The sequence below is a fragment of the Methylophilus sp. genome, from assembly GCF_052173275.1.
In the GTDB taxonomy this organism is placed as follows: domain Bacteria; phylum Pseudomonadota; class Gammaproteobacteria; order Burkholderiales; family Methylophilaceae; genus Methylophilus.
On sequence record NZ_JBQMUL010000002.1, the window covers coordinates 2,086,453 to 2,105,897 of the forward strand.

19 protein-coding genes are annotated in these 19,445 nt (G+C 53.5%); 14 read left to right on the forward strand and 5 right to left on the reverse strand.

Features of this window, described 5'->3' with window-relative positions; all coding sequences use genetic code 11:
• Window positions 1–8: 8 nt before the first annotated feature.
• From ACTS9Y_RS11280 to ACTS9Y_RS11290, 3 genes are read right to left on the reverse strand one after another with little or no spacing between them, the layout of a single operon-like run.
• On the reverse strand, window positions 9–3,410 hold the full coding sequence (locus tag ACTS9Y_RS11280; protein WP_442586026.1) for a UvrD-helicase domain-containing protein: 3,402 nt from the start codon (window positions 3,408–3,410) through the stop codon (window positions 9–11).
• Entirely contained in the window at window positions 3,407–6,139 is a 2,733-nt protein-coding gene (locus ACTS9Y_RS11285) for a PD-(D/E)XK nuclease family protein (RefSeq protein ID WP_442586027.1), read from the reverse strand. The genes ACTS9Y_RS11280 and ACTS9Y_RS11285 overlap by 4 nt, the downstream gene beginning before the upstream one ends.
• A gap of 43 nt (window positions 6,140–6,182) precedes the next feature.
• On the reverse strand, window positions 6,183–6,308 hold the full coding sequence (locus tag ACTS9Y_RS11290; RefSeq protein WP_442586028.1) for a hypothetical protein: 126 nt from the start codon (window positions 6,306–6,308) through the stop codon (window positions 6,183–6,185).
• Between the two features lie 60 nt (window positions 6,309–6,368).
• Here ACTS9Y_RS11290 and ACTS9Y_RS11295 point away from each other — a divergent pair, with 60 nt between their 5' ends.
• Entirely contained in the window at window positions 6,369–6,740 is a 372-nt protein-coding gene (locus ACTS9Y_RS11295) for a hypothetical protein (protein ID WP_442586029.1), read from the forward strand.
• A gap of 73 nt (window positions 6,741–6,813) precedes the next feature.
• On the opposite strand, the gene ACTS9Y_RS11300 is transcribed toward ACTS9Y_RS11295, so the two are convergent.
• Window positions 6,814–9,339 (reverse strand): methyl-accepting chemotaxis protein, encoded by a 2,526-nt coding sequence (locus ACTS9Y_RS11300; RefSeq protein ID WP_442586030.1) that lies wholly within the window; start codon window positions 9,337–9,339, stop codon window positions 6,814–6,816.
• A 248-nt stretch (window positions 9,340–9,587) separates the two neighbouring features.
• On the opposite strand from ACTS9Y_RS11300, the gene greB reads away from it, so the two are divergent.
• The 5 genes from greB (at window position 9,588) to ACTS9Y_RS11325 (ending at window position 12,043) form a co-directional block, all read left to right on the forward strand.
• Complete coding sequence (gene greB, locus ACTS9Y_RS11305) at window positions 9,588–10,070, forward strand: transcription elongation factor GreB (RefSeq protein ID WP_442586031.1); 483 nt, start codon at window positions 9,588–9,590, stop codon at window positions 10,068–10,070.
• 57 nt (window positions 10,071–10,127) lie between these two features.
• Complete coding sequence (locus ACTS9Y_RS11310) at window positions 10,128–10,520, forward strand: hypothetical protein (protein WP_442586032.1); 393 nt, start codon at window positions 10,128–10,130, stop codon at window positions 10,518–10,520.
• An 89-nt stretch (window positions 10,521–10,609) separates the two neighbouring features.
• Window positions 10,610–11,284 (forward strand): hypothetical protein, encoded by a 675-nt coding sequence (locus ACTS9Y_RS11315; protein ID WP_442586033.1) that lies wholly within the window; start codon window positions 10,610–10,612, stop codon window positions 11,282–11,284.
• Between the two features lie 25 nt (window positions 11,285–11,309).
• Window positions 11,310–11,651 (forward strand): heavy-metal-associated domain-containing protein, encoded by a 342-nt coding sequence (locus ACTS9Y_RS11320; protein WP_442586034.1) that lies wholly within the window; start codon window positions 11,310–11,312, stop codon window positions 11,649–11,651.
• Window positions 11,651–12,043 (forward strand): hypothetical protein, encoded by a 393-nt coding sequence (locus tag ACTS9Y_RS11325; protein WP_442586035.1) that lies wholly within the window; start codon window positions 11,651–11,653, stop codon window positions 12,041–12,043. The genes ACTS9Y_RS11320 and ACTS9Y_RS11325 overlap by 1 nt, the downstream gene beginning before the upstream one ends.
• 95 nt (window positions 12,044–12,138) lie before the next feature.
• Here the strand turns inward: ACTS9Y_RS11325 and ACTS9Y_RS11330 are convergent, their stop codons facing one another.
• Window positions 12,139–12,804 (reverse strand): OmpA family protein, encoded by a 666-nt coding sequence (locus ACTS9Y_RS11330; protein WP_442586036.1) that lies wholly within the window; start codon window positions 12,802–12,804, stop codon window positions 12,139–12,141.
• 235 nt (window positions 12,805–13,039) lie between these two features.
• Between ACTS9Y_RS11330 and ACTS9Y_RS11335 the strand changes: the two genes are divergently transcribed.
• The 8 genes from ACTS9Y_RS11335 to ACTS9Y_RS11370 all read left to right on the forward strand — a co-directional run bounded on the left by ACTS9Y_RS11335 (window position 13,040) and on the right by ACTS9Y_RS11370 (window position 19,420).
• Window positions 13,040–13,942 (forward strand): ZIP family metal transporter, encoded by a 903-nt coding sequence (locus ACTS9Y_RS11335; RefSeq protein ID WP_442586037.1) that lies wholly within the window; start codon window positions 13,040–13,042, stop codon window positions 13,940–13,942.
• Window positions 13,943–13,955: 13 nt separating this feature from the next.
• Window positions 13,956–14,447: a hypothetical protein gene (locus tag ACTS9Y_RS11340; protein ID WP_442586038.1), complete on the forward strand. Its 492-nt coding sequence runs from the start codon at window positions 13,956–13,958 to the stop codon at window positions 14,445–14,447.
• Window positions 14,448–14,477: 30 nt separating this feature from the next.
• Window positions 14,478–15,092 carry a superoxide dismutase gene (locus ACTS9Y_RS11345; RefSeq protein ID WP_442586039.1) on the forward strand — a complete coding sequence of 205 codons (615 nt, stop codon included), beginning with the start codon at window positions 14,478–14,480 and terminating at the stop codon, window positions 15,090–15,092.
• 284 nt (window positions 15,093–15,376) lie between these two features.
• Window positions 15,377–15,880, forward strand: a complete 504-nt coding sequence (locus ACTS9Y_RS11350; protein ID WP_442586040.1) for a hypothetical protein — start codon at window positions 15,377–15,379, stop codon at window positions 15,878–15,880.
• Between the two features lie 93 nt (window positions 15,881–15,973).
• Window positions 15,974–17,092, forward strand: coding sequence for an elongation factor P maturation arginine rhamnosyltransferase EarP (earP, locus tag ACTS9Y_RS11355; protein WP_442586041.1), 1,119 nt, complete (start codon window positions 15,974–15,976; stop codon window positions 17,090–17,092).
• Between the two features lie 43 nt (window positions 17,093–17,135).
• On the forward strand, window positions 17,136–17,696 hold the full coding sequence (gene efp / locus ACTS9Y_RS11360; protein WP_442586042.1) for an elongation factor P: 561 nt from the start codon (window positions 17,136–17,138) through the stop codon (window positions 17,694–17,696).
• A 204-nt stretch (window positions 17,697–17,900) separates the two neighbouring features.
• A complete protein-coding gene (locus ACTS9Y_RS11365) occupies window positions 17,901–18,377 on the forward strand; it encodes a hypothetical protein (protein WP_442586043.1) in 477 nt (158 codons plus the stop codon).
• Window positions 18,378–18,397: 20 nt separating this feature from the next.
• Complete coding sequence (locus ACTS9Y_RS11370) at window positions 18,398–19,420, forward strand: trypsin-like serine protease (RefSeq protein ID WP_442586044.1); 1,023 nt, start codon at window positions 18,398–18,400, stop codon at window positions 19,418–19,420.
• Window positions 19,421–19,445: the final 25 nt, after the last annotated feature.

A 19,445-nucleotide genomic window follows, 5' to 3' on the forward strand; every position in this document is an offset into this window, starting at 1 on the left:
ATTTATCCTTAATCAATGGTGACTAATTTACCAATACTCAAAAACAGGATGGCGGTTTTTATCGGCAGGCTTTCTTGCTGGAACAACTGTGCATAAGCCGTCAGCTGTGGCTTGAAGTAAGCTGCCAAAGCCTTCAGGTCTTGCTGGCTGGTCACAGGCATGGATTTATAGTCGATGATCCAGCGCACACCATCTGCGATAAACGTGCGATCAATGACCTTCTTGCTATCAGCCAGTTGCTCTATCGCCAGTTCGGAAGCGGCTTGTGCGTGCGGCTCTAGCACCCATTGTCCATCGGTGGATGACAGCGTCGTTGTTAATAAGCTGGCGGCTTTGGCTGCGCCCAGCGTGGCTTCATTCTCGGCATATCCGCGTTGTTTTAACCAGCGCTGCATTGCCGGTGCGTGCATGAGGAATTGATTTTTGACACTCTCTGCCCAGCGATCTATGCCTTGCCCGGCGATCAGTTGCAGGTATAAGTGGGCGAGGGTGCCGGTGTCGGCTTCTAATGCGGCTACCGGCGCATCTTCGGTCTGTTGGTGATGGCTCGCCGCGGCGAGGGTGCCGGATACTTGTAGCACAGCCGGCGTTTCTGCTTGCCGTACGCGGATAAGTTGCGGCACGAATTGCCTGATATCGGCATCGGTTTGCGCAAGCGGTGCGCGTGCGACCAGGTCATGTTCTGTGGTGAACCATGTGCTCACCGCAGGCCATAGCAAGTGCAGAAAGGTGTTTTTACGCGGCTGCGGATCGCCATTTTTATCCGCTTTGGCGGCGCCTAACAAGTGCAATTGGCGCTCGGCACGTGTCGCCGCCACATACAACACGCGCGCATCTTCATAAGCGGCACGGGTTTTGTCCAGGTCATTCAAATAGTCGTATGCCGTGACCACGGCGGTTTTACCCAGCGCGGCCTGCTGCCGTTTACGCGCCGCAGGCACATATGGCGCCGCGACCAGTTCGGTGGTGCCATGCGCGAGTGTCACTTCTTCCCAGATCACCAGCTTGGCGTCATCGGGCGGGTTGCCGCCATCCAGCCCGGGCAGGATCACGGTATCAAATTCCAGGCCTTTGGATTTATGGATCGTCATGAACTGCAAACTGGCATCGGCTTTGGCATCCGGCGCGGCGTAGAGCTTTTTCACATCTTCCGCCAGTGCTTGCGGGTTGAACTGATTGTGTTGTTCCAGTGCGGCGATGCGGGAAAAAAACGCCTGCACGTCCTGCACATCGTTTTCATTCCACAGGCATTGCGCACCGCCCAGCCGTAACCAGGTATTGTGCACCCAGCGGCTGACGCTCGCGCGCCCGCGCCATTCCAGCGCAGAGTGCATGACTTCTCTGAGATGGCGGGCACGCTGCTGGCCATCGTCACTCAGCCTGGCGAGTACGGCTTCATCGCTGAGCAGATGCATCACACTTCTATGACTGTCCTGGCCTATCAATGCATGCAGGTCTGCCAGCGTGAGACCACACCAGGGCGCACGCAGCAACGCCAGCCAGTGCACGCGGTCGGCGCGTTGATGCAAGGCATAGGTGAGGGTGAGCAAGTCCTGCACAATCTGGCGGTTGGCCAGTTCTTCGATCTCCACCGCCTGAAAACTTAATTCGCTGTGGTTACGGCGCATCTCGCTCACCAAAGCGTGCAGATGCCGGCGTGCGCGCACCAGTACGGCGATGGTGGCGTCCGGCTTATGCGCGCGCGTTTGCTGGATGATGCGTATGATCTGCTCGGCTTCCAGGTGACGGATATCGGCGGGCTCGTCATCGGCTTCAGCCACCGGGATCAATAGCGGGTGCACAAACACGCCTGCGCCCTCTGCTTCAGCCCTGGTCGCCACGAATGGCCGGTAAGCGATGGCGCCTTGTTGTGGTGCGTCCCTGGCGGGCAGCATGCCTTTAAATGTCTGGTTGATCCAGTCGACCACCTGCGGTCGCGAACGGTTATTGCGCCACAGTTTGAGCGACGTCAGCAGAATATCGCCTATGCCATAGACCGCGACATTGAGGAACAAACCGACATTGGCTTTGCGGAAGCGGTAAATCGACTGCATGGGGTCGCCTACGGCAAACAGGGTGCGCCCATCGCCGGGCAGCCAGCCGCGCGTCAGTGCCTTGAGCAGGTCTATCTGCATGGGGCTGGTATCCTGGAATTCATCGACCAACAAATGCTGGATACGGTAATCCAGGCGCATCGCCAGCTCAGTGGAAACACCGCCTTCGACCAGTGCGGCCAATGCCCGCTGCGCGATCTCGACAAAATCCACTTCGTTTTGCGCCTGAAAACATAGCCATAATTGCGCGGCGGCGATATTCAGTAGCTGGCTGAGTGCCTGGATCATGGCATCGTCTTCATTGTCCGGGTCTGGCAGCATGCGGATGCGGGCAATGCTGGCCTCGCTGTCGCTGTCGCTGTGTTGTGCCAGCCCGTCCAGTATCTCGGTCAGGGCTTCCTTGTAGGGTTTGGCTTCCTCAGTCGCTGGCAAACCCATGTTTTTGTCCAGCCGCTTGCGCAGGCCACCGCTGGCGGTCAGTAATAACTCGGTCAGCGCGCGCCAGCCGGGTAAGTCTTCAATACTTGCGCTGTATGGCTGTTGCCAATCCAGCAAGGCAGACATAGTGTGATCGGGTGGAAGCTGGCTGGCGGCGTAACGTGCGATCGGCATCAGCGCTGCCTGCAGGCGGGCAGGCAATGCCTGCGCTGCCTGCTGTAATTCACTCTCGATTAAATGTAACAATGCCAGCCTAGCCGCATCAGTTTGATTGCCAGTCTGGCTCAAATGCAGCCATTGCTCACGTTTCGAGAGCATCGCCATCAGCAGGCCTTCCAGCCTTGTCTGGTCGTTATCCATATAGCGCAATACCAGACGTACCGGCTCACCCAGCGTGGCCTCGTCCATGGTTTGCAGCGCTTGCCCGGCCGCTTCACGGTAATAGGCCCACGCATCTTCAGTGACCGCCGGTTGTGTACCGAAACGGCTTAATAAAGGCATTTGCCGCGCCAGGTTGGCGCACAGTGAGTCAATGGTGTAGATACGTAATCTGGCGGGTGTTTCCAGCAAATGCCAGTTGAGTTCGGCGGAGCGTTTAAGTGCCTGGAGGCCTAATTCAAAAGTGATCTGTTTGTGCGGCGCTTCTGGCAGCACGCCTGCCGCCGCGAGTTGCAGGCTATCGAGAATACGCGCGCGCATTTCAGAAGCCGCTTTATTAGTGAAGGTAATGGCGATGATTTCTTCTGGCGCCTGCACGGTTTGTAACAGCTTGAGCACGCGTTGTGTCAGCAACTCTGTTTTACCCGCGCCAGCCGGCGCTTCAACAATAAAGGATTCAATGTCTAAAGCGCGCTGGCGGTTAGCAGTATCGCTAGCCAGTGCCTGCTGCAAGTCATTATCCTGCATAGTCACACTCATGGCTGGTCACCATGATGCTTGTGCTCAAATTGCAGTTGCCGTTCAGGCAGGCGCAACAATGGCAACACATCGCAATAATCCAGATCCTGCTCTGACTCAAATACCACCGCGGCTTCGCCTGCTTTCAAGGCTAGGGCGGTTTGGGTGATCTGGCTGCGCCAGTGTTGCAATATCGAAGTCCAGTCGGGGAATGCTTGCGGATCAAACAATTTATTTTTTTCGTGATTAAATGCTTTGATACCAGTGACGATGTCATCTTCAGCCGCCACACCCGTGAATCCGCCATCTGTCAGCCGCAGTTTGCCAAAGCACACGGCAGCGATGTCCTCATCCTGCAAAATAAAAGCAGCATAGATAGGCAGCTGTGGTTCGGTGATTTTGTCACTGGCCCAGTTTTTATAATCCGGTGCGCTACCGGTTTTGTAGTCGATCACCACCAGTCGGCCATCCTCCAGCGTATCGACGCGGTCTATGATCAGGGTGACCTGTATGCCTTCGATCAGCGGCGTGAATTTTTCTTCTGTCAGCGTCACGTTAAATGCTTGCGGGCGTTCGCGTTCGACTTCCCATAACCAGGTCAATGCCAGTTTGCTCAGACGCTCGCTTTCCAGCTGGCAGAATACTTCTGAAAACGGCTGTGAAAATGCCTGGTTGAAATCAGCAATCACTGCGGTGGCGATCTGGTCGAGTTGTGTTTTGAGGGTTTCTGCCTGCACGGTGGGCCACGCGACAGACGGTTGTTGTGCCCAGAAGGTTGCCATCACGCGGTGGATCAGATCGCCGCGTTGCATGGCATCCAGGCCATTGTGCGGGGTTTCCAGTTTGCGGGCTTTTAAACGGTATTGGTAAAACGCCCAGGCTGGGCACAGCGCTTGCGCACGCAGTAAACCGGTGCCGCCGCTGACATGTTCGCCATCTTGCACTGCGGGTGCCTGATGGTCATCCAGCCATTGCCAGTCCTGGCTGCTGTGTTGCGCCAGCGTTTCGGCCAGGGTGGCCGCGCCTGGTGTAGCGGTGGTTTCCGGGATGGCCTGTATCAGCGGGCTGATGCGTAACAGCCGGTCACCCTCGCGGTCAGCATAGGAGAAAATCACTTGCCTGGCCGAACGCAGCAGACGCTGGTGGATCTGGCTGGCAAAGGCGATCTGCACTTCGCTGCTGGCGTTAGGCGTTGCCGCCTGGCGTTGCAACTCGGCGGGGATCAAGGCGTTGGTGCGTGATAACGGTGGCCACACATGGTCATTCATGCCCATTACCCACAGCCCGTCCAGCGGTTGGGCGGAGGCTTCCAGCATACCCATCAGGGTGATATTGGGCACCCGCACCGTTTGCGGCTGGAAAATCTGTGACTGGCACAATTGCAATAAGCGGTGCAGGGCAGACATGGCATCTATGCTGCCTAACCACGCATCCAGTGCGGCCAGCTGACTCAATACCCGCTGGAAGGATTGCACGCATTGATATTCGTGGCTGGACAAACTGCGCTCTCCCGGCCAATGGGTTGCTGCCAGCAACTGATTAAAACTGCTGACCCAGGCAGAAGGTAATTGTTTGCGCGGTGTTTGTTTTGCCTGAGTGAGCAGGGCATTCAAATCAGCGGCCAGCGCCGGACAAAGGATAGGGTGGATATCCTGCTGTCTGCGCTCGATAAAACGCAGAAAGGTCGAGGCTTTTACCTGCAAAGGTAGTTGCCTGCGCATCTCGGCATCGATTGCTGCACGCGGGTCGGCTTCATATTGTGCTTGCGACCAGTACACATTGCCCAGTAAGGCAGACAACTCGGTTTGTGTGAAAGGCGATTGCTGAAAAGCCAGCCTTAGCAAGCTGAGCGCCGTCTCTACCAGCGGCCAGCGGTTAAGGGCTAACCCTAGCGAAAATTCATAGCAACGCGGTGTTTCGGCATGTGCCGGGTGCAACGCCTCCCTGTGGAACGCATCGTCCAGCAGATGTGCCAGTGTGTCTCGCAAAGCATCCAGCTCAGGTACGACTATCGCCAGCCTGGCCTGGGGATTCGTGGCCAAATGTTGTTGCGCCCAGTACACGGCGGCGCGGCATTCGTCCATGGCTTCGGTAAACTGCATGCGCTTGACCTCATCCGCGGCGGCGCCCATATCAAAGGTGGTCACGCTGACGCCTTGCGTCTGCAATTCATTGATCAAAGCCTGTAAATGCGGGTTGATACGGTCAAATCCAGCCAGTTGTATATCGGCAGGCAAGTTGTAAGGGTGTTGCTGCAATTGTCCTGATTGCCAGGCCAGGTAACGCACACTTTCCAGGTAGCCACTCTGCCTGCACAAGGCCTGAAACTGCTGGCGCCATTGCATAAACTGGCGTGTCTCTTCAGTCGCCGTGTCCATGTCGATGCTGATGTTCCACTCGATCAGGTAGCGGTTGGCTTCCAGGGCGGCGCTGGCCAGGCCGTTGGTATTAAACAGCGCTGCAGCTTCGTGGCGGCTGAGGCTGGATTGAATGGCTTGTTCCCACAGCAATGCTTCCTGCGTTGCAGAGAGCATGCCCAGCGGCGCATCTGATACCGCAATCTGCCCGCATAAAATCGCGTGTTCAGTCAGCTGGTTCAGCCAGTCCTGCAAGGGGTAAACCTCGGGCGCCTCCCACTGTGACAAGCCTTGTTGCTGACTTTGTTGTTGCAGGGTCTGGCGGATGCCTTGTGCCAGGCGCGCGGAGGCGCATAAAATAATGCGTTTATTTGCTATGAGCTGGGAATGCATCCGGTGGAAAATTTAAGCGTAATGAATAAGTGGGTTGGCAGTTTCAGGCATGATGGGTTTGCTTGCGTCGCGGATGGCATATGGTTGCGCTCAAATGCGATACGGGCACACGATCACTGCGTAGCTGGTGCGTGGTGAATATCATTTCTTCAACTGATGATTTTCTCATGTAATATCAATCCTTAACGCTAGCTGATTCTAACAATATTTAATTAGGTGCATATCAAATATGGGGAAATTTATAAAAATAATATTTTGGCTGATCCTGTTTCCGGTGGTTTTTTTCACGCTGTATACCTGGGCATCGCTCAATTGGGTCTACTCCTACGGCGAGCGGATCGGTTATGTGCAAAAACTCTCTAACAAAGGCTGGGTGTGCAAAACTTGGGAAGGCGAACTGGTGCTGGTGACCATCCCCGGTACGCAAGCGGAAAAATTCCATTTCACGGTGCGTGACCCGGCGGTGGTACTGAGGGTGAACCAGCTGGCAGGCGAGCGGGCGAGGCTGTTATACAAAGAGCACAAAGGTGTGCCCTCCAGCTGTTTTGGCGAGACCAGCCACTATGTCTATGATGCGCAAGCGATTGAAGACGAGAAATAGGATTTCTGGTACCTGGTAAAACGCAAAATGCTCCCCAAAGGGAGCATTTTTATATGGTTAAATGAATACGTGGTTAAGCAATTAAACGCATAGGTTGCCTGGTGTCTGTTTCATCACCCTCTGTTTTGAACTGGTTCACTGACACCACCAGGGTATGCACCTGCTCCAGCATACTTTCTGCCGCGGCGGCAGCTTGTTCTACCAGTGCGGCATTTTGCTGGGTGGTTTCATCGATGGAAGTCATGGATTCATAGATTTGTTCCAGGCCGCTACTTTGCTGCATGGACGCCTCAGAAATCGCCTGTATGCTGTGTGATACCTGCTGCACAGCGCCGACGATCTCCTGCATGGTGTGCCCGGCCAGGCTGACCTGTTTGGCGCTGTCACTGGTTTGCGAGACAGAAGCGGCGATCAGTTCCTTGATCTCTTTGGCAGAAGCGGCAGAGCGTTTGGCCAGGTTGCGCACCTCACCGGCGACGACGGCAAAACCGCGTCCTTCTTCTCCCGCACGGGCAGCTTCCACGGCGGCATTCAATGCCAGGATATTGGTCTGGAAGGCAATGCTGTCGATCACGCCGGTGATCTGCTCGATTTGCGCCGAGGTGTGATTAATCGCCTGCATGGTGGTGGTCAGCGCACTGAAAGCCTCGCCGCCTTCCAGCGCCAGCTGGTTGGCCTGATTGGCCTGCTGATTCGCTTGCTGCGCATGATCAGCGGTCTGCTTGATGTTGCTGGTCAAGGTCTCCAGGTTGGTGGCGGTTTCCTGTAAGGCGTTAGCCTGGGTTTCAGTGCGGCGCGAAAGGTCGTTATTGCCTTTCTCGATCTCTGCCGCAGCGACCTGGATAGTCTCGGCAGCAATCTTCACGGTCTGGATAGGCGCGACCATACGTTGCAGGATATCCTGCGAACCCTGTAATGCTTCCCTGAAGTCGCCAGTGTGGGCGGTGACATCCACCAGGCTGTAAAGCTGGCCTTGCTGCGCCTCGCATGCAATCTCACGCGTGTCTTGCACCAGGCGGTTCACGGCATGAATGCAGGTGTTCAGGTTGTTGATCAATACCTTGAAATCGCCATGGAATTGATTATCGATAGGCGCAGGAATATCCCCGGCAGCAATGCGTTTCACACAATCAGCCGCCACGTTTAAAGGTGATACCACGGCGTCCAGTGTCTGGTTGATGCCGTGGATGATCTTGCGGAAATCACCGGCATGCGCTTCAATATCGACACGGGTATTCAATTGGCCTTGCTGGGCGTCAGAAGCCAGGTGGTGCACATCAGTGATCAGTTGATGGATGGCGCCTGCGCAATGTTGCAGGCTGATTTGCACCAGGTTGAAGTCACCGACAAAATGCGCTTCAATCTGGGTAGGGATATGACCAGCCGCCATTTCGTCCAGGTAACGCGCAGTGGTTTGCAACGGGTCTACCACTGCGTTCAGCGTCTGGTTAAAGCCAGCGACAATCTGCTTGAAATCACCGTGATGACGTGACACATCGGCGCGGATATTCAATTGCCCATTTTCCGCCGCGTGGGACAAAGTCTGCACATCTTCGATCAACAGTTTAAAGTTCTGGCGCACTTGCTCTATGCTTTGGTTGATATAGCTGCGCTGACCGGAAAATGCTTCCAGCGGCTGGTTAAAATCGCCTTCGCCAAACGCGGTGACAATCTGCAATGATTTCGTCTGCGCCAGAATATGCTCTTCCACCATGCGGTTGATGCCTTCGGTCAGTTGCTGGTAAGCGCCATTGAATTGCTGGCTGTCGATACGGTGATCGATCAGGCCTGCGCTGTGTTGCGTAGACATCGTATTCAGTGATTCGACAATGCGCTGAATAGTCGCTTGCATGCGCTGCATTTCCTGCAACAACCTGCCAGTTTCGTCATTGCGGATAGGGCCGTCATGCGCGATAAACTCCCCTTTAGCGATCTGGTGCGCCAGATGCAGGGCCTGATTTAGCGGGCGGGTGATCGAACGGGTCATTTTCCAGGCAATGCCTATCGCCATGATCACAGCAACCAGCAACGCGATTTCAATCTGTTTGTTGGCCCTGGCAATAGTGGTGGCGAACTGGCTGGAAGCCTCGGTGACGCCAGCGATGTTCATATCCATCAGCAACCTGAGCGAGTGGTTCAGTGGCTTGTCTGCGCCTTTTACGGTTGCGTCAATCTCGGTCACGCTCATGCCGCCATTTTTAAGCTCTTCACAACGGGCGATCGCGGCGCGGTAAGTAGCAAGGCCGAGTGCCATATTGCCCAGAATCTCTTCTTCCTGCTGGTTGATTTCGCCAGTCGCCTTATAAGCGGCGATGGCCTGCTCGATATCCTGCATACTGTTCTGGAACCTGCTGGCTTCACGGCCGCCACGTAACACATAGTTTTTAAAGTGGTGCACACCTTCGCTTAAACCCTTGCTGGCATTTTCAATCTGGGTACGTTTGACCAGGTTGGTGTTCTCAAAATGCTGCCAGGTTTGGTGGATCTGGTTAAAGCCGCGCCAGGCAATGGCAAAAATAAAAGCGGTAAACAGAATGAGCAATGCGTACCCTAAGAATAACCGGGTACCTACATTCAGGTGAGCAATGGATTTTTTCATGAATTCCTCTAGATAATGCTTGAATAACCAGCAACTGGCGTTGCCTTAACTATGTGGCGTTTGAGCAGCACACATGTGAATTACGCATGAAAAACCCATAACTGAAGGCTAAAATAAAAGCTTCACAAAACCTTCATATAACGATGCATGGATTTGAATGAATTTTGAGGAGAAATCGAGAACCGTTGTATGATGTGCAGGCTGAAATGAACAAGAGCAGGGGTGACCCTGAATAGAGTTATTAATCAATGGCAGAGCACAAAAACTACATTACGCCGGAAGGCTACGCCGCGATGGAGAAAGAGTTTCAATACCTCATCAAGGTTGATAGACCGGAAGTGGTGCGTGTTGTGAGCTGGGCGGCGGGCAATGGTGACCGTAGTGAAAACGGCGACTATATTTACGGCAAAAAGCGCCTGCGCCAAATTGATTCGCGCATACGCTTTCTGACCAAGCGCATGGATGCCGCCGAAATCGTGTATAGCCGCACGCAAACCAACACCGAAAAAGTATTTTTTGGCGCCTGGGTGACCTTGTTCAACCTGGATGATGACAGTGAAATGATCATCCGCATTGTCGGTCAGGATGAGCTGGACCCTGCACAAGGTTATATTTCGTGGGTAGCGCCTATGGCGAAAGCCTTATTGGGTAAAAACCTCGGCGATGCAGTACGTGTGGTCACGCCTGCCGCCGAAACTGAATACGAAATCATAGATATCCGCTATGAATAAATGCCTGACTGCGTGATTTGGAACTAAAATAGACTTCAGTCTCTCTATATTGCCACGATGAAAAAACGTCTTTGTATTTTCCTGATCTGCTGGTTGCCATGCTTTGTCATGGCCGCTAGCGTCATGTCTATGCAAATGATGCTGTCGCAATTATCTTTAGAGACACAGCAGGCAGCAGCGCATGCGCACGATGCGCAGGCCATGAGTGAGATGCCTTGCCATGAGCACCAGTCTGCGCATAGTTCTGAAACAGCCAATGAAACAAGCACAACTCAGATCCACCACTGCGATGTCTGCGGATTTTGCGCGATCAGCGGTGGTGTTGCGCATTTTCACGCACTTTCCAATCTGCCACTGTTAGCGCTGAGTTCGGCTGCGCCATTGTTTATGGGCGCACCGGTACATTCCCAAACTTATCCTCCCGCCATCAAACCACCCATATTCAGTTAGCACGCAGGACAAATCCGTCTGTCGATTTGTCCGCATCGTTATTACGCTTTGCTCTAAAGCGTTTTTGCTAAGTTGAATATGGAGGGCTTATGTCCAAGCAATACACCATTGCACCTTTTTCTGTTTTCTCACTGGGCGCCTTCTTTTTAAGCCAGTTAGTTTTGCCAGCACAAGCGGCGGCACTGATGGGTTTTGAAGATAGCGCCATGCTGATGACCGAAATCGGTCGCTATAACCAGGAGTGGATGTTGAACTACTCGCCCGCACTCGGGCATGCCATTGGCGTGGAGCAGATGCGTATGTCGGGTAAAGGCGAGCGGGCGACCAACATCACTGGGATCAATTACACCGGCTTGATCAAACGCTGGAACCTGCCAGCTGCACAAGCCAATATCTGGTTCAACGGCAGTGTGGGGGAGGCCAAAGGCCAGTACGATGGCTTTGCCTATACCCCCAGCCTGCAGTTTGATATGGAATCGACCCGTCTGTATTTTCTGGCCAAGGCCCGCATGATACGTGCGCCTGGCATGAACTACGACACGGCGGCAGTCCAGGCCGGGTTTTCATTTTATGAAACCGGCTTTGACCAGACACAACCATGGTTTGTGATCGAAGCCAAAACCATGCGCAATAACGACCCTGGCCTGCAGGTCACGCCCGCACTGCGCCTGATCAACAAAAACTACTTTCTCGAATTTGGTGTAACCAATCCATGGCAGGGAGAAGGCTTTGCGCCTCGCCTGAATGCCATGTTTGTGTTTTAACCAGCTTATTTAAAAGGATTTTACGATGAAAAGATTACTGATTACCCTGATGTTATCTGCCATGGCACCGGCCGCTTTTGCGGTGACAACCATTAAAGCCGAGGTCAATGGCATGGTGTGCGCGTTTTGTGCCAAAGGCATAGAGAAAAAGCTCAAGGCATTGCCGGAAGGGCAGGGCACTTTTGTGGATTTAAAAAGCCGCGTGGTGGCCTTGCAGCTGAAAGACGCAAAAGATGTCTCCGATGAAGCGTTTAACAAGGTCATTCAGGATGCCGGATATTCGGTCAGCAAAGTAGAGCGGGTGAGCCTGACCCTGGCTGAGATTCAAGCGCAAGTGGCGAATGCCGGGAAAGCAGGCGGCAAGTGATGGCGGCTGAAATGCATAGGTTGCAGGCGACCAAGCGGCTCAATCTGTTATCGCTATTCACCAGTGGCTCAACCTTGATTTGTTGTGCATTGCCAGCTGCGATGGTGGCGATTGGCTCGGTGGCAACGCTGACCAGTTTGATCAGCCAGTTTCCGCAGCTGATCTGGATCAGTGAGCATAAACCACTCGTGTTTAGTCTGGCAGGGGCGATGTTGCTGGTGGCTGGCTGGTTGCAATGGCAGGCACGCCTGCTGCCTTGCCCGGCAGACCCGGCATTAGCGGCCTTGTGTAAAAGAACGCGTCAACAAAGCCTGTGGGTGTATGTGTTTTCCGTGGTTTTGTTTGTGACCGGCGCATTCTTTGCGTTTGTTGCACCTTTACTGATTGATTAACTCCTGCCTGTCCGCGGTGACTGTTTATCAGTCATCGGGTCTCACGTGTGATAAAAAAAGCCGACCTCAGGTCGGCTTTTTGCTGTCTGAAAGATTTATTTCGGTGCAGCCGGATCAGGTTCGGCGACAAAAATCTCTACCCGGCGATTTTTTGCACGGTTAGCGGCAGTGTCATTGGCTGCAACCGGCTCATGCGATCCGCGTCCGTCTATCGTGATGCGGCTGGTAGCCACGCCGCGCTCAGACAAATATCTGCGGGCACTGGCAGCGCGATTCACTGACAATGGATCATTCACGGCATCCGAGCCGCTGTTGTCGGTATGGCCAACGATGGTCACGCGTGCCACCTGGTTACTTTGCAAGCCGGTCGCGAATTTATCGAGGATAGGACGGAAGTTCGGTTTGATATCAGACTTGCCGCTATCAAACGAAATATCGCTAGGGATCTCCAGTTTGAGCTGATTGTCACTGGTTTTGGTCACGGCGACACCAGTGCCTGCAGTCGCCTGTTCCATCTCCTGTCTTTGCGCTTCCATTTTTTTAGACCAGATATTGCCCGCGATAGCCCCTGCGCCTGCACCCACTGCTGCACCGATCGCAGCACCCTTGCCACCATCGGCGATGGCACCGATAACGCCACCAGCTGCTGCGCCTATACCGGCGCCTTTGGCCGTGCCTTTCTGGGTTTCGCTCATGTTGGCGCAACCGGACAGGCCGATTGCGGCTGTCAATAATGAAACCGTCAGTATGTTGTTATGCATTATTTTCCTCCTGAAAAAAGTTTTTTGTAACTCTCATTGGTCAGGAATGCGCACGCGAAGTTCAGTCATCTGACCCCACTAAGCGAATTTTTTTGCATCCACCTAGTCACATTTTTATGCCAGTAAAAAGCTTTTTTATTTATTGCGAATAATAATGATTCGTATTTATAATGATTAAAAGAACAATTCTGTCTGGTTTCCAGCCTGCACACATTCAGCGATTGAAAGGCGATACATGCACTCCATCCTTCAGAAAAATGGTTTAAGACTGGCAGCGAGCTACGGTTGGCGCACGCTGGGCTATATAGTGTGCGCCCTCGGCGCTGTGTTTCTGTTGCATGAAGCCTGGCAAATGATCGCTAGCCAGCCCACCTTGCGCATCGCCCTGGGCTCTGGGTCTATTGCGGCACTGGCCACTGCGCTAGGCGTGGTGCCTATGTTAGTCACCCGTGCGCCGGGTCGTCGTGTGCATGACACTTTGCTGGGCTTTGGCGCAGGCGTCATGCTGGCTGCGACCTGTTTCTCACTGATAGTACCTGCACTGGATGTAGCCCAGACACAGGGCATGGGCCGCTGGGGCGCCTCTATGCTGACGGGGGCGGGGATATTGTTGGGGGCAGGCTGCCTGATGTTGCTGGAGCGCAAGTTACCACACCAGCATTTCTTCGGTGGCGCCGGGACGGAAAGTGCGCAACGCATCCGCAGGCTTTGGTTGTTCGTGTTTGCAATCGTGCTGCATAACATTCCGGAAGGGCTTGCCATAGGCGTATCCGCCGCCGGGAATGACGCTGCACGTGCCGCTGCGTTAGCCACCGGCATTGCCATACAGGATGTGCCTGAAGGACTGGTCGTCGCACTTGCGTTGAGCAGTGTCGGTATGGGTAAATGGAAATCAGCACTACTGGGCGCGGCATCCGGCCTGGTTGAACCCGTTGCCGCCGTATTAGGCGCAGCGGTATTGATTTACAGCCAGCCCCTGTTGCCGTGGGGGCTGGCGTTTGCCGCCGGCGCCATGCTGTTCGTGGTCAGTCATGAGGTGATCCCGGAATCACACAGGCAGGGGCACGAGCTGTTTGCAACTACCGGTTTGCTGGTGGGTTTTGTGCTGATGATGATGCTGGACACCGCGTTGGCGTAAATCCACAAACGGTATGATGCAAGCACACACAAGTAGCGATACCCATATCTGCGACACATGGAAAGCGCTGATCCGTGAGGGCAATGCGCATTTTCACGAGCATGCTTACATACAGGCGCTCGCCTGCTACGAACATGCCCGCAGCATGCTGTTACAACATTTTAAAGATTGGGATACGCCGGATAACGCCGTGGCGGCACTGGTGGTTAGTTATCTCAACCTGGCCGACACCCAGCAGCGCCTTGGCCGCAGGGGTGAGGCGGCTGACACCTTGTGTATGGCGCACGAGCGGCTGGTGATATGCAGCTGTCATCCGGGCGCCGAGCCTGCACTGCGCGAAGCCGCCTGCCGCCATCAACGCGAGACCTACACCGCACTCACGCAGTTTGCGCATTTGCAGGGTGATGCAAGCGTCTTTCTGCTGGTGGAGGCTTGCCTTGCGCGTACCCAACCTCACATGCAGATGACGCCTGAAAGCAGGCTACACCCATCCCGCGTACATTGATTTTTATACTCCACACAAAAAGGAAATACCATGCCGCACAGCCTGCCACCTCTTCCATATGCCGTGAATGCGCTTGAACCGCACATCGATACGCAGACCATGGAGATCCACCATCAGCGCCATCATCAGACCTATATCAATAACCTGAATAACGCACTGGCGGGTACTGGCCTGGAAGAGGAACCGGTTGAGCAGCTACTGCGCCGTTTTGATAGCCTGCCTGAAAAGTTGCAGACCGCAGTGCGCAACCAGGGCGGTGGTCACGCCAACCACACCTTGTTCTGGAGTGTGATGACACCGGCATTCGATGGCCAGCCCAGCGCTGATTTACTCGCTGCCATCGACCGTGACCTTGGCGGTTTGGAGGCGTTTAAAACCGCATTTACACAAGCAGCGATCAGCCGTTTTGGCAGTGGCTGGGCCTGGCTCAGCGTGAATCCGCAAGGCAAACTCATCGTTGAAAGCAGTGGCAACCAGGATAGCCCGTTGATGCATGGCAATACACCCATCCTGGGCCTGGATGTTTGGGAACACGCTTATTACCTGCGCTACCAGAATAAACGCCCTGAATATATCGCTGCGTTTTACCACGTGGTTAACTGGGCCGAAGTAGAACGTCGCTGGCTTGAGGCTAGCAAGGCTTAAGCCACGCATTGGCGACTGGTGGTTTATGCCAGTCGCTGCATGGGCAGGCCTCTGTTTTTTAAATAATTTAGAACAGAAGTCTGTCGCTACAATGTCATGCAAATCATGATAAGCGACTGAAAATGCATGATTTTTAGACGATGAGTTGGGATATCCATGCGTATAATCGCAGCTTGACTCAAATAATCAGGCAATCTGTCATTGAATTTTCTGTGGGGTATGACAGTCACTCATCCAGTGACGCGTTCAACTCAAACAGATTTTCAGGCATTAAAAAAGTACACATGAATCCCCCCATCATTCTGGATATTGAAGCTTCTGGCTTTGGCGTAGGCAGCTACCCGATTGAAATCGGCTATATCGACGCGGCAGGCGCAATGTGGAGTGCACAGGTACAGCCACATGCCGAATGGGAGCACTGGGATCACGAAGCCGAAAAACTGCATCAGCAATCCCGCCAGGAACTGGTGCAGCACGGGCAAACCGCCCGTGCGATCGCCATGCACCTGAATAAAACATTCGCCGGCCAAACCTTGTATACCGATGGCTGGTACCAGGATTTCGTCTGGTTGCACAGTTTGTACGAAGTGGCTGGCATGAGCCCGGCTTTCAAACTCGAAGATCTCAGTGTCTTGCTCACCGCCGAGCAAAAAACGGTCTGGCATGACACCAAACAGGGTATTCGTGAAGCGTTCGGCTTACAACAGCACCGCGCGGCCATTGATGCCAAAGCCTTGCAACTGACCTGGTTAAAAACCATGGAAATGACGACTGCCTTCGCCAGCTAGTTTCGCGACAAACAGGCGGTGGTTACCAGCGCTTCAGGTACACTATCCCGCTATATCCGAGTTCCCTGTTTAACAGCATCGTTTACACCAGTCATGTCTTCCCCAAGTTTACCTGTGCCCCATTGGGATATCTTTTGCCGTGTGGTCGATAATTTCGGCGACATTGGTGTCAGCTGGCGCATGGCGCATCAGCTGGCGCATGAGCATGCGATTCATATCCGGCTGTGGGTGGATGATATCGCCTTGGCCAGACGGTTTTCTGGCAGCGGCCATCCTTTGGTCACCTTGATGCACTGGACGGAAGACTCCCGTTTTTCACAGCCAGCAGAAGTGGTGATTGAAACCTTTAGCTGCGGCCTGCCTGATAGCTATCAACAGGCTATGTCAGCAGATACACTCTGGCTGAATATCGATTACTTATCCGCCGAAGCATGGGTGCAGGGCTTTCATGGCAGGCCATCTCCGCAAGCCAATGGGCGCATACGCTATTTCTTTTACCCTGGTTTTAACCCGCAGACTGGCGGCTTGCTGCGCGAGCAGTTTCTGCCTGCACTAGCGTTGCAGGCTGCGCAATCGCCAGCCGCTGCCTGGCAGCAATTGGCTTTGCCAGCCATGCCACAAGCCATCAACGTTTCATTGTTTTGCTATGCACATGCACCGGTCAAGGCATTGCTGACTTCCCTGGCTGATTCTCCGCAAGCTGTGCGCTTAATTGTGCCAGAGAGTGTGGCGCCGCTAGTCGCACAAACTTTGGGTGAGAAAACGTTAGAGGCAGGCCAGAGCCTGCAACATCAGCAGTGCACGATAGTAGTTATCCCATTTTTATCCCAAAGCGACTATGACCTGTTGTTGTCGCTGTGTGACTTGAATTTTGTGCGCGGTGAGGATAGCTGGATACGCGCGATCTGGGCGGCCAAACCCATGGTCTGGTTACCCTATCAGCAATCTGAAAATACACACCTGGAAAAGCTGGCAGCCTTTGTGCAGCATTACCTGGCATCAGCAAATGATGAGGTGAACGCCGCACTGCAACCATTGATGCAAGCTTGGGCGACAGGGGAGTGGTCTGCCGAGCATTGGCATACCTTTATCACGCATCGTGACAGTATTTCGCAGCATGCACGTCACTATGCGGACCAGTTATCTGAGCAGCCAGACCTTACCACTAACTTGGTGATTTTTATTGAGAAATTGCGCGCAAATCGGGTATAATGCGCCGCTTTATTATCCACAAATTCTATTTAAAGGCTCTAGTATGAAAATCGCTCAGGACTTACGCGTAGGCAACGTGATCATGATTGGTAATGATCCTATGGTTGTTGTGAAAGCCGAATACAACAAATCCGGCCGTAACTCAGCGGTCGTGAAGATGAAAATGAAAAACCTGTTGACTGACGCGCCAAGCGAAAACGTTTATGCAGCGCAGGACAAGTTTGACGTGATCGTACTGGAAAAGAAAGAAGTGACTTTCTCTTACTTTGCTGACCCGACCTATGTGTTTATGGATGCAGAGTACAACCAATATGACGTAGATGCAGAATTCATGGAAGATGCGCTGCCATACCTGGAAGACGGCATGCCCTGTGAAGTGCGTTTCTACGACGGCAAAGCGATTTCCATTGAACTGCCAACCACAGTGGTGCGTGAAATCACTTACACCGAGCCAGCAGTCAAAGGCGATACTTCAGGTAAAGTTATGAAACCAGCGAAAATCGCTTCCGGTTTTGAAATCCCGGTGCCATTGTTCGTTAGCCAGGGTGACAGGATCGAAATCGATACCCGTACTGGCGAATATCGTAACCGCGTGATGAAGTAATCGCAACGTTTACCCAGCATTAAAAGAAACCCCAGGCGAGCCTGGGGTTTTTTGTTGCCTGCCAGCAGTGTATTTTGTGATGTTAGTGATAGATGTTTAGGGAAATGTTGCGTCAATTTTTGGGAAAGATTCACTGTTGATAATGATTTTTTTCACTGACAATCGCTGACAGCTTTACATCATCTCACTCTCAGGAGGGTTGCAATGCGTCATCAGCTTGTCAGCAATAAACGAGTCATGGTCATGTGTCTGCTGAGCTTGATCGGGCTCACTGTGAGTTCGGTGCCGGCGGCTGAGACTGACGCACGTTCGCTGAAACATCCGCTGGTTGGATACTGGGAATCAACAGTCCGCGAGACAGGTTGTCTGGAAACTTACTGGTTCAAAGAAGACGGCACGGCAGTGTTGACCAGTGGCGATGAGCAACTGGAAGCGCGCTATGAGGTCACCCCGCAGCCGGATGCACAAGGGTTTTTTAAACTCACTCATCGCGTCACCTTAAGCAATAAAGGTCTGGACTGTACCCGGCAAACTTCTGAGATCAACACCGAGCAAACCAGCTATGTGCTTTTCCAGCCGGATGGGCGCAGCTTTATTGCCTGTGACGATGACGATCCGTCACTGGAGGCCTGCTTTGGCCCGCTGGAGTTAAAGAATAATGCAAGCAGAAGCCTGCCCTGAGATTGAAGCGCAGTCGCTGCATGTGGCAATCAAGAATACTATTGCTCAGGCGTATCATGCCTGTCATGGTGGTATGCCTGGGGTTAACCACGGGCCATTCGACCCAGGCTCTGATTCATGGGCTGACGTTCCCCGGCATGGCGATTTCCACCGTCAAGTTGAGTATCCAGCATGCACATTTTCTGCAGTCAGTAGAGAAGTGGGAATACTACGACTCGATCTGTAGCGCTGTCATTGTCGGCCGCAAGCCGCTCACACTGCTCACCGCCGCACATTGTCTGAAAGAAGTTCGGCTGACCGGCCCCACGGATTTGCCCATGCTATCCATCGCGCAGCCGGAATTGTTAGGTATTGAAGATATTCGCCTCAAGCAGGCTTTTTACCGGCCCTTCGATAAAGTATCAGAAGACTTGACCCAGGATGTAGCCGTGCTGGTGTTCGACGCGAAAGTGCTGAGCCCGATACAACCTGTGCGCATCCGTCTGGATGATCGTTTGCCTGAGATGCTGATGATCTGCGGTTACGGACGTGGCTATGGCGAAGCAGACACCAGGCACCCTCGCTGCGGCGAGCGTAAGCCCGTGCGCGATCTATCTGATTTCTACCAGGTGTTACCGAAAGCCTATCGCGAGATGGATGAGATGTTGCATTTGCAGGCGCAGACACAATTCGCCTATACGCAGGAACTGGTGCATGCAGAAAAAGCGCTGCTGGCTGTCAATCGGCTGAATGAGATGGATCAGTATGACCATACTATCGCCATGCCAACGGTAGGCGACTCGGGCGGCCCCTGGCTGGTGCTGAATGCGCGCGGAGAATATGAATTGCTGGGGATCACCAGTCTGGTAGAGCGCTTTTATAACCCTAGCCCACACTGGCCTTTTTTCCAAAAACAGGTACCGCTGTCTGAGTACCCATACATCGCTTATGGCTTGCGCCTGAGCCATCCGGAAGTGTTAGGCTTTTTGCAATACGCGTTGCATAGCGGCGCCGACATACAATTTACTTCGGCACCGCTATATCCATATGGTAGCCAGCACTGATTGTGACTAGTGCCGGGCCTGGTAA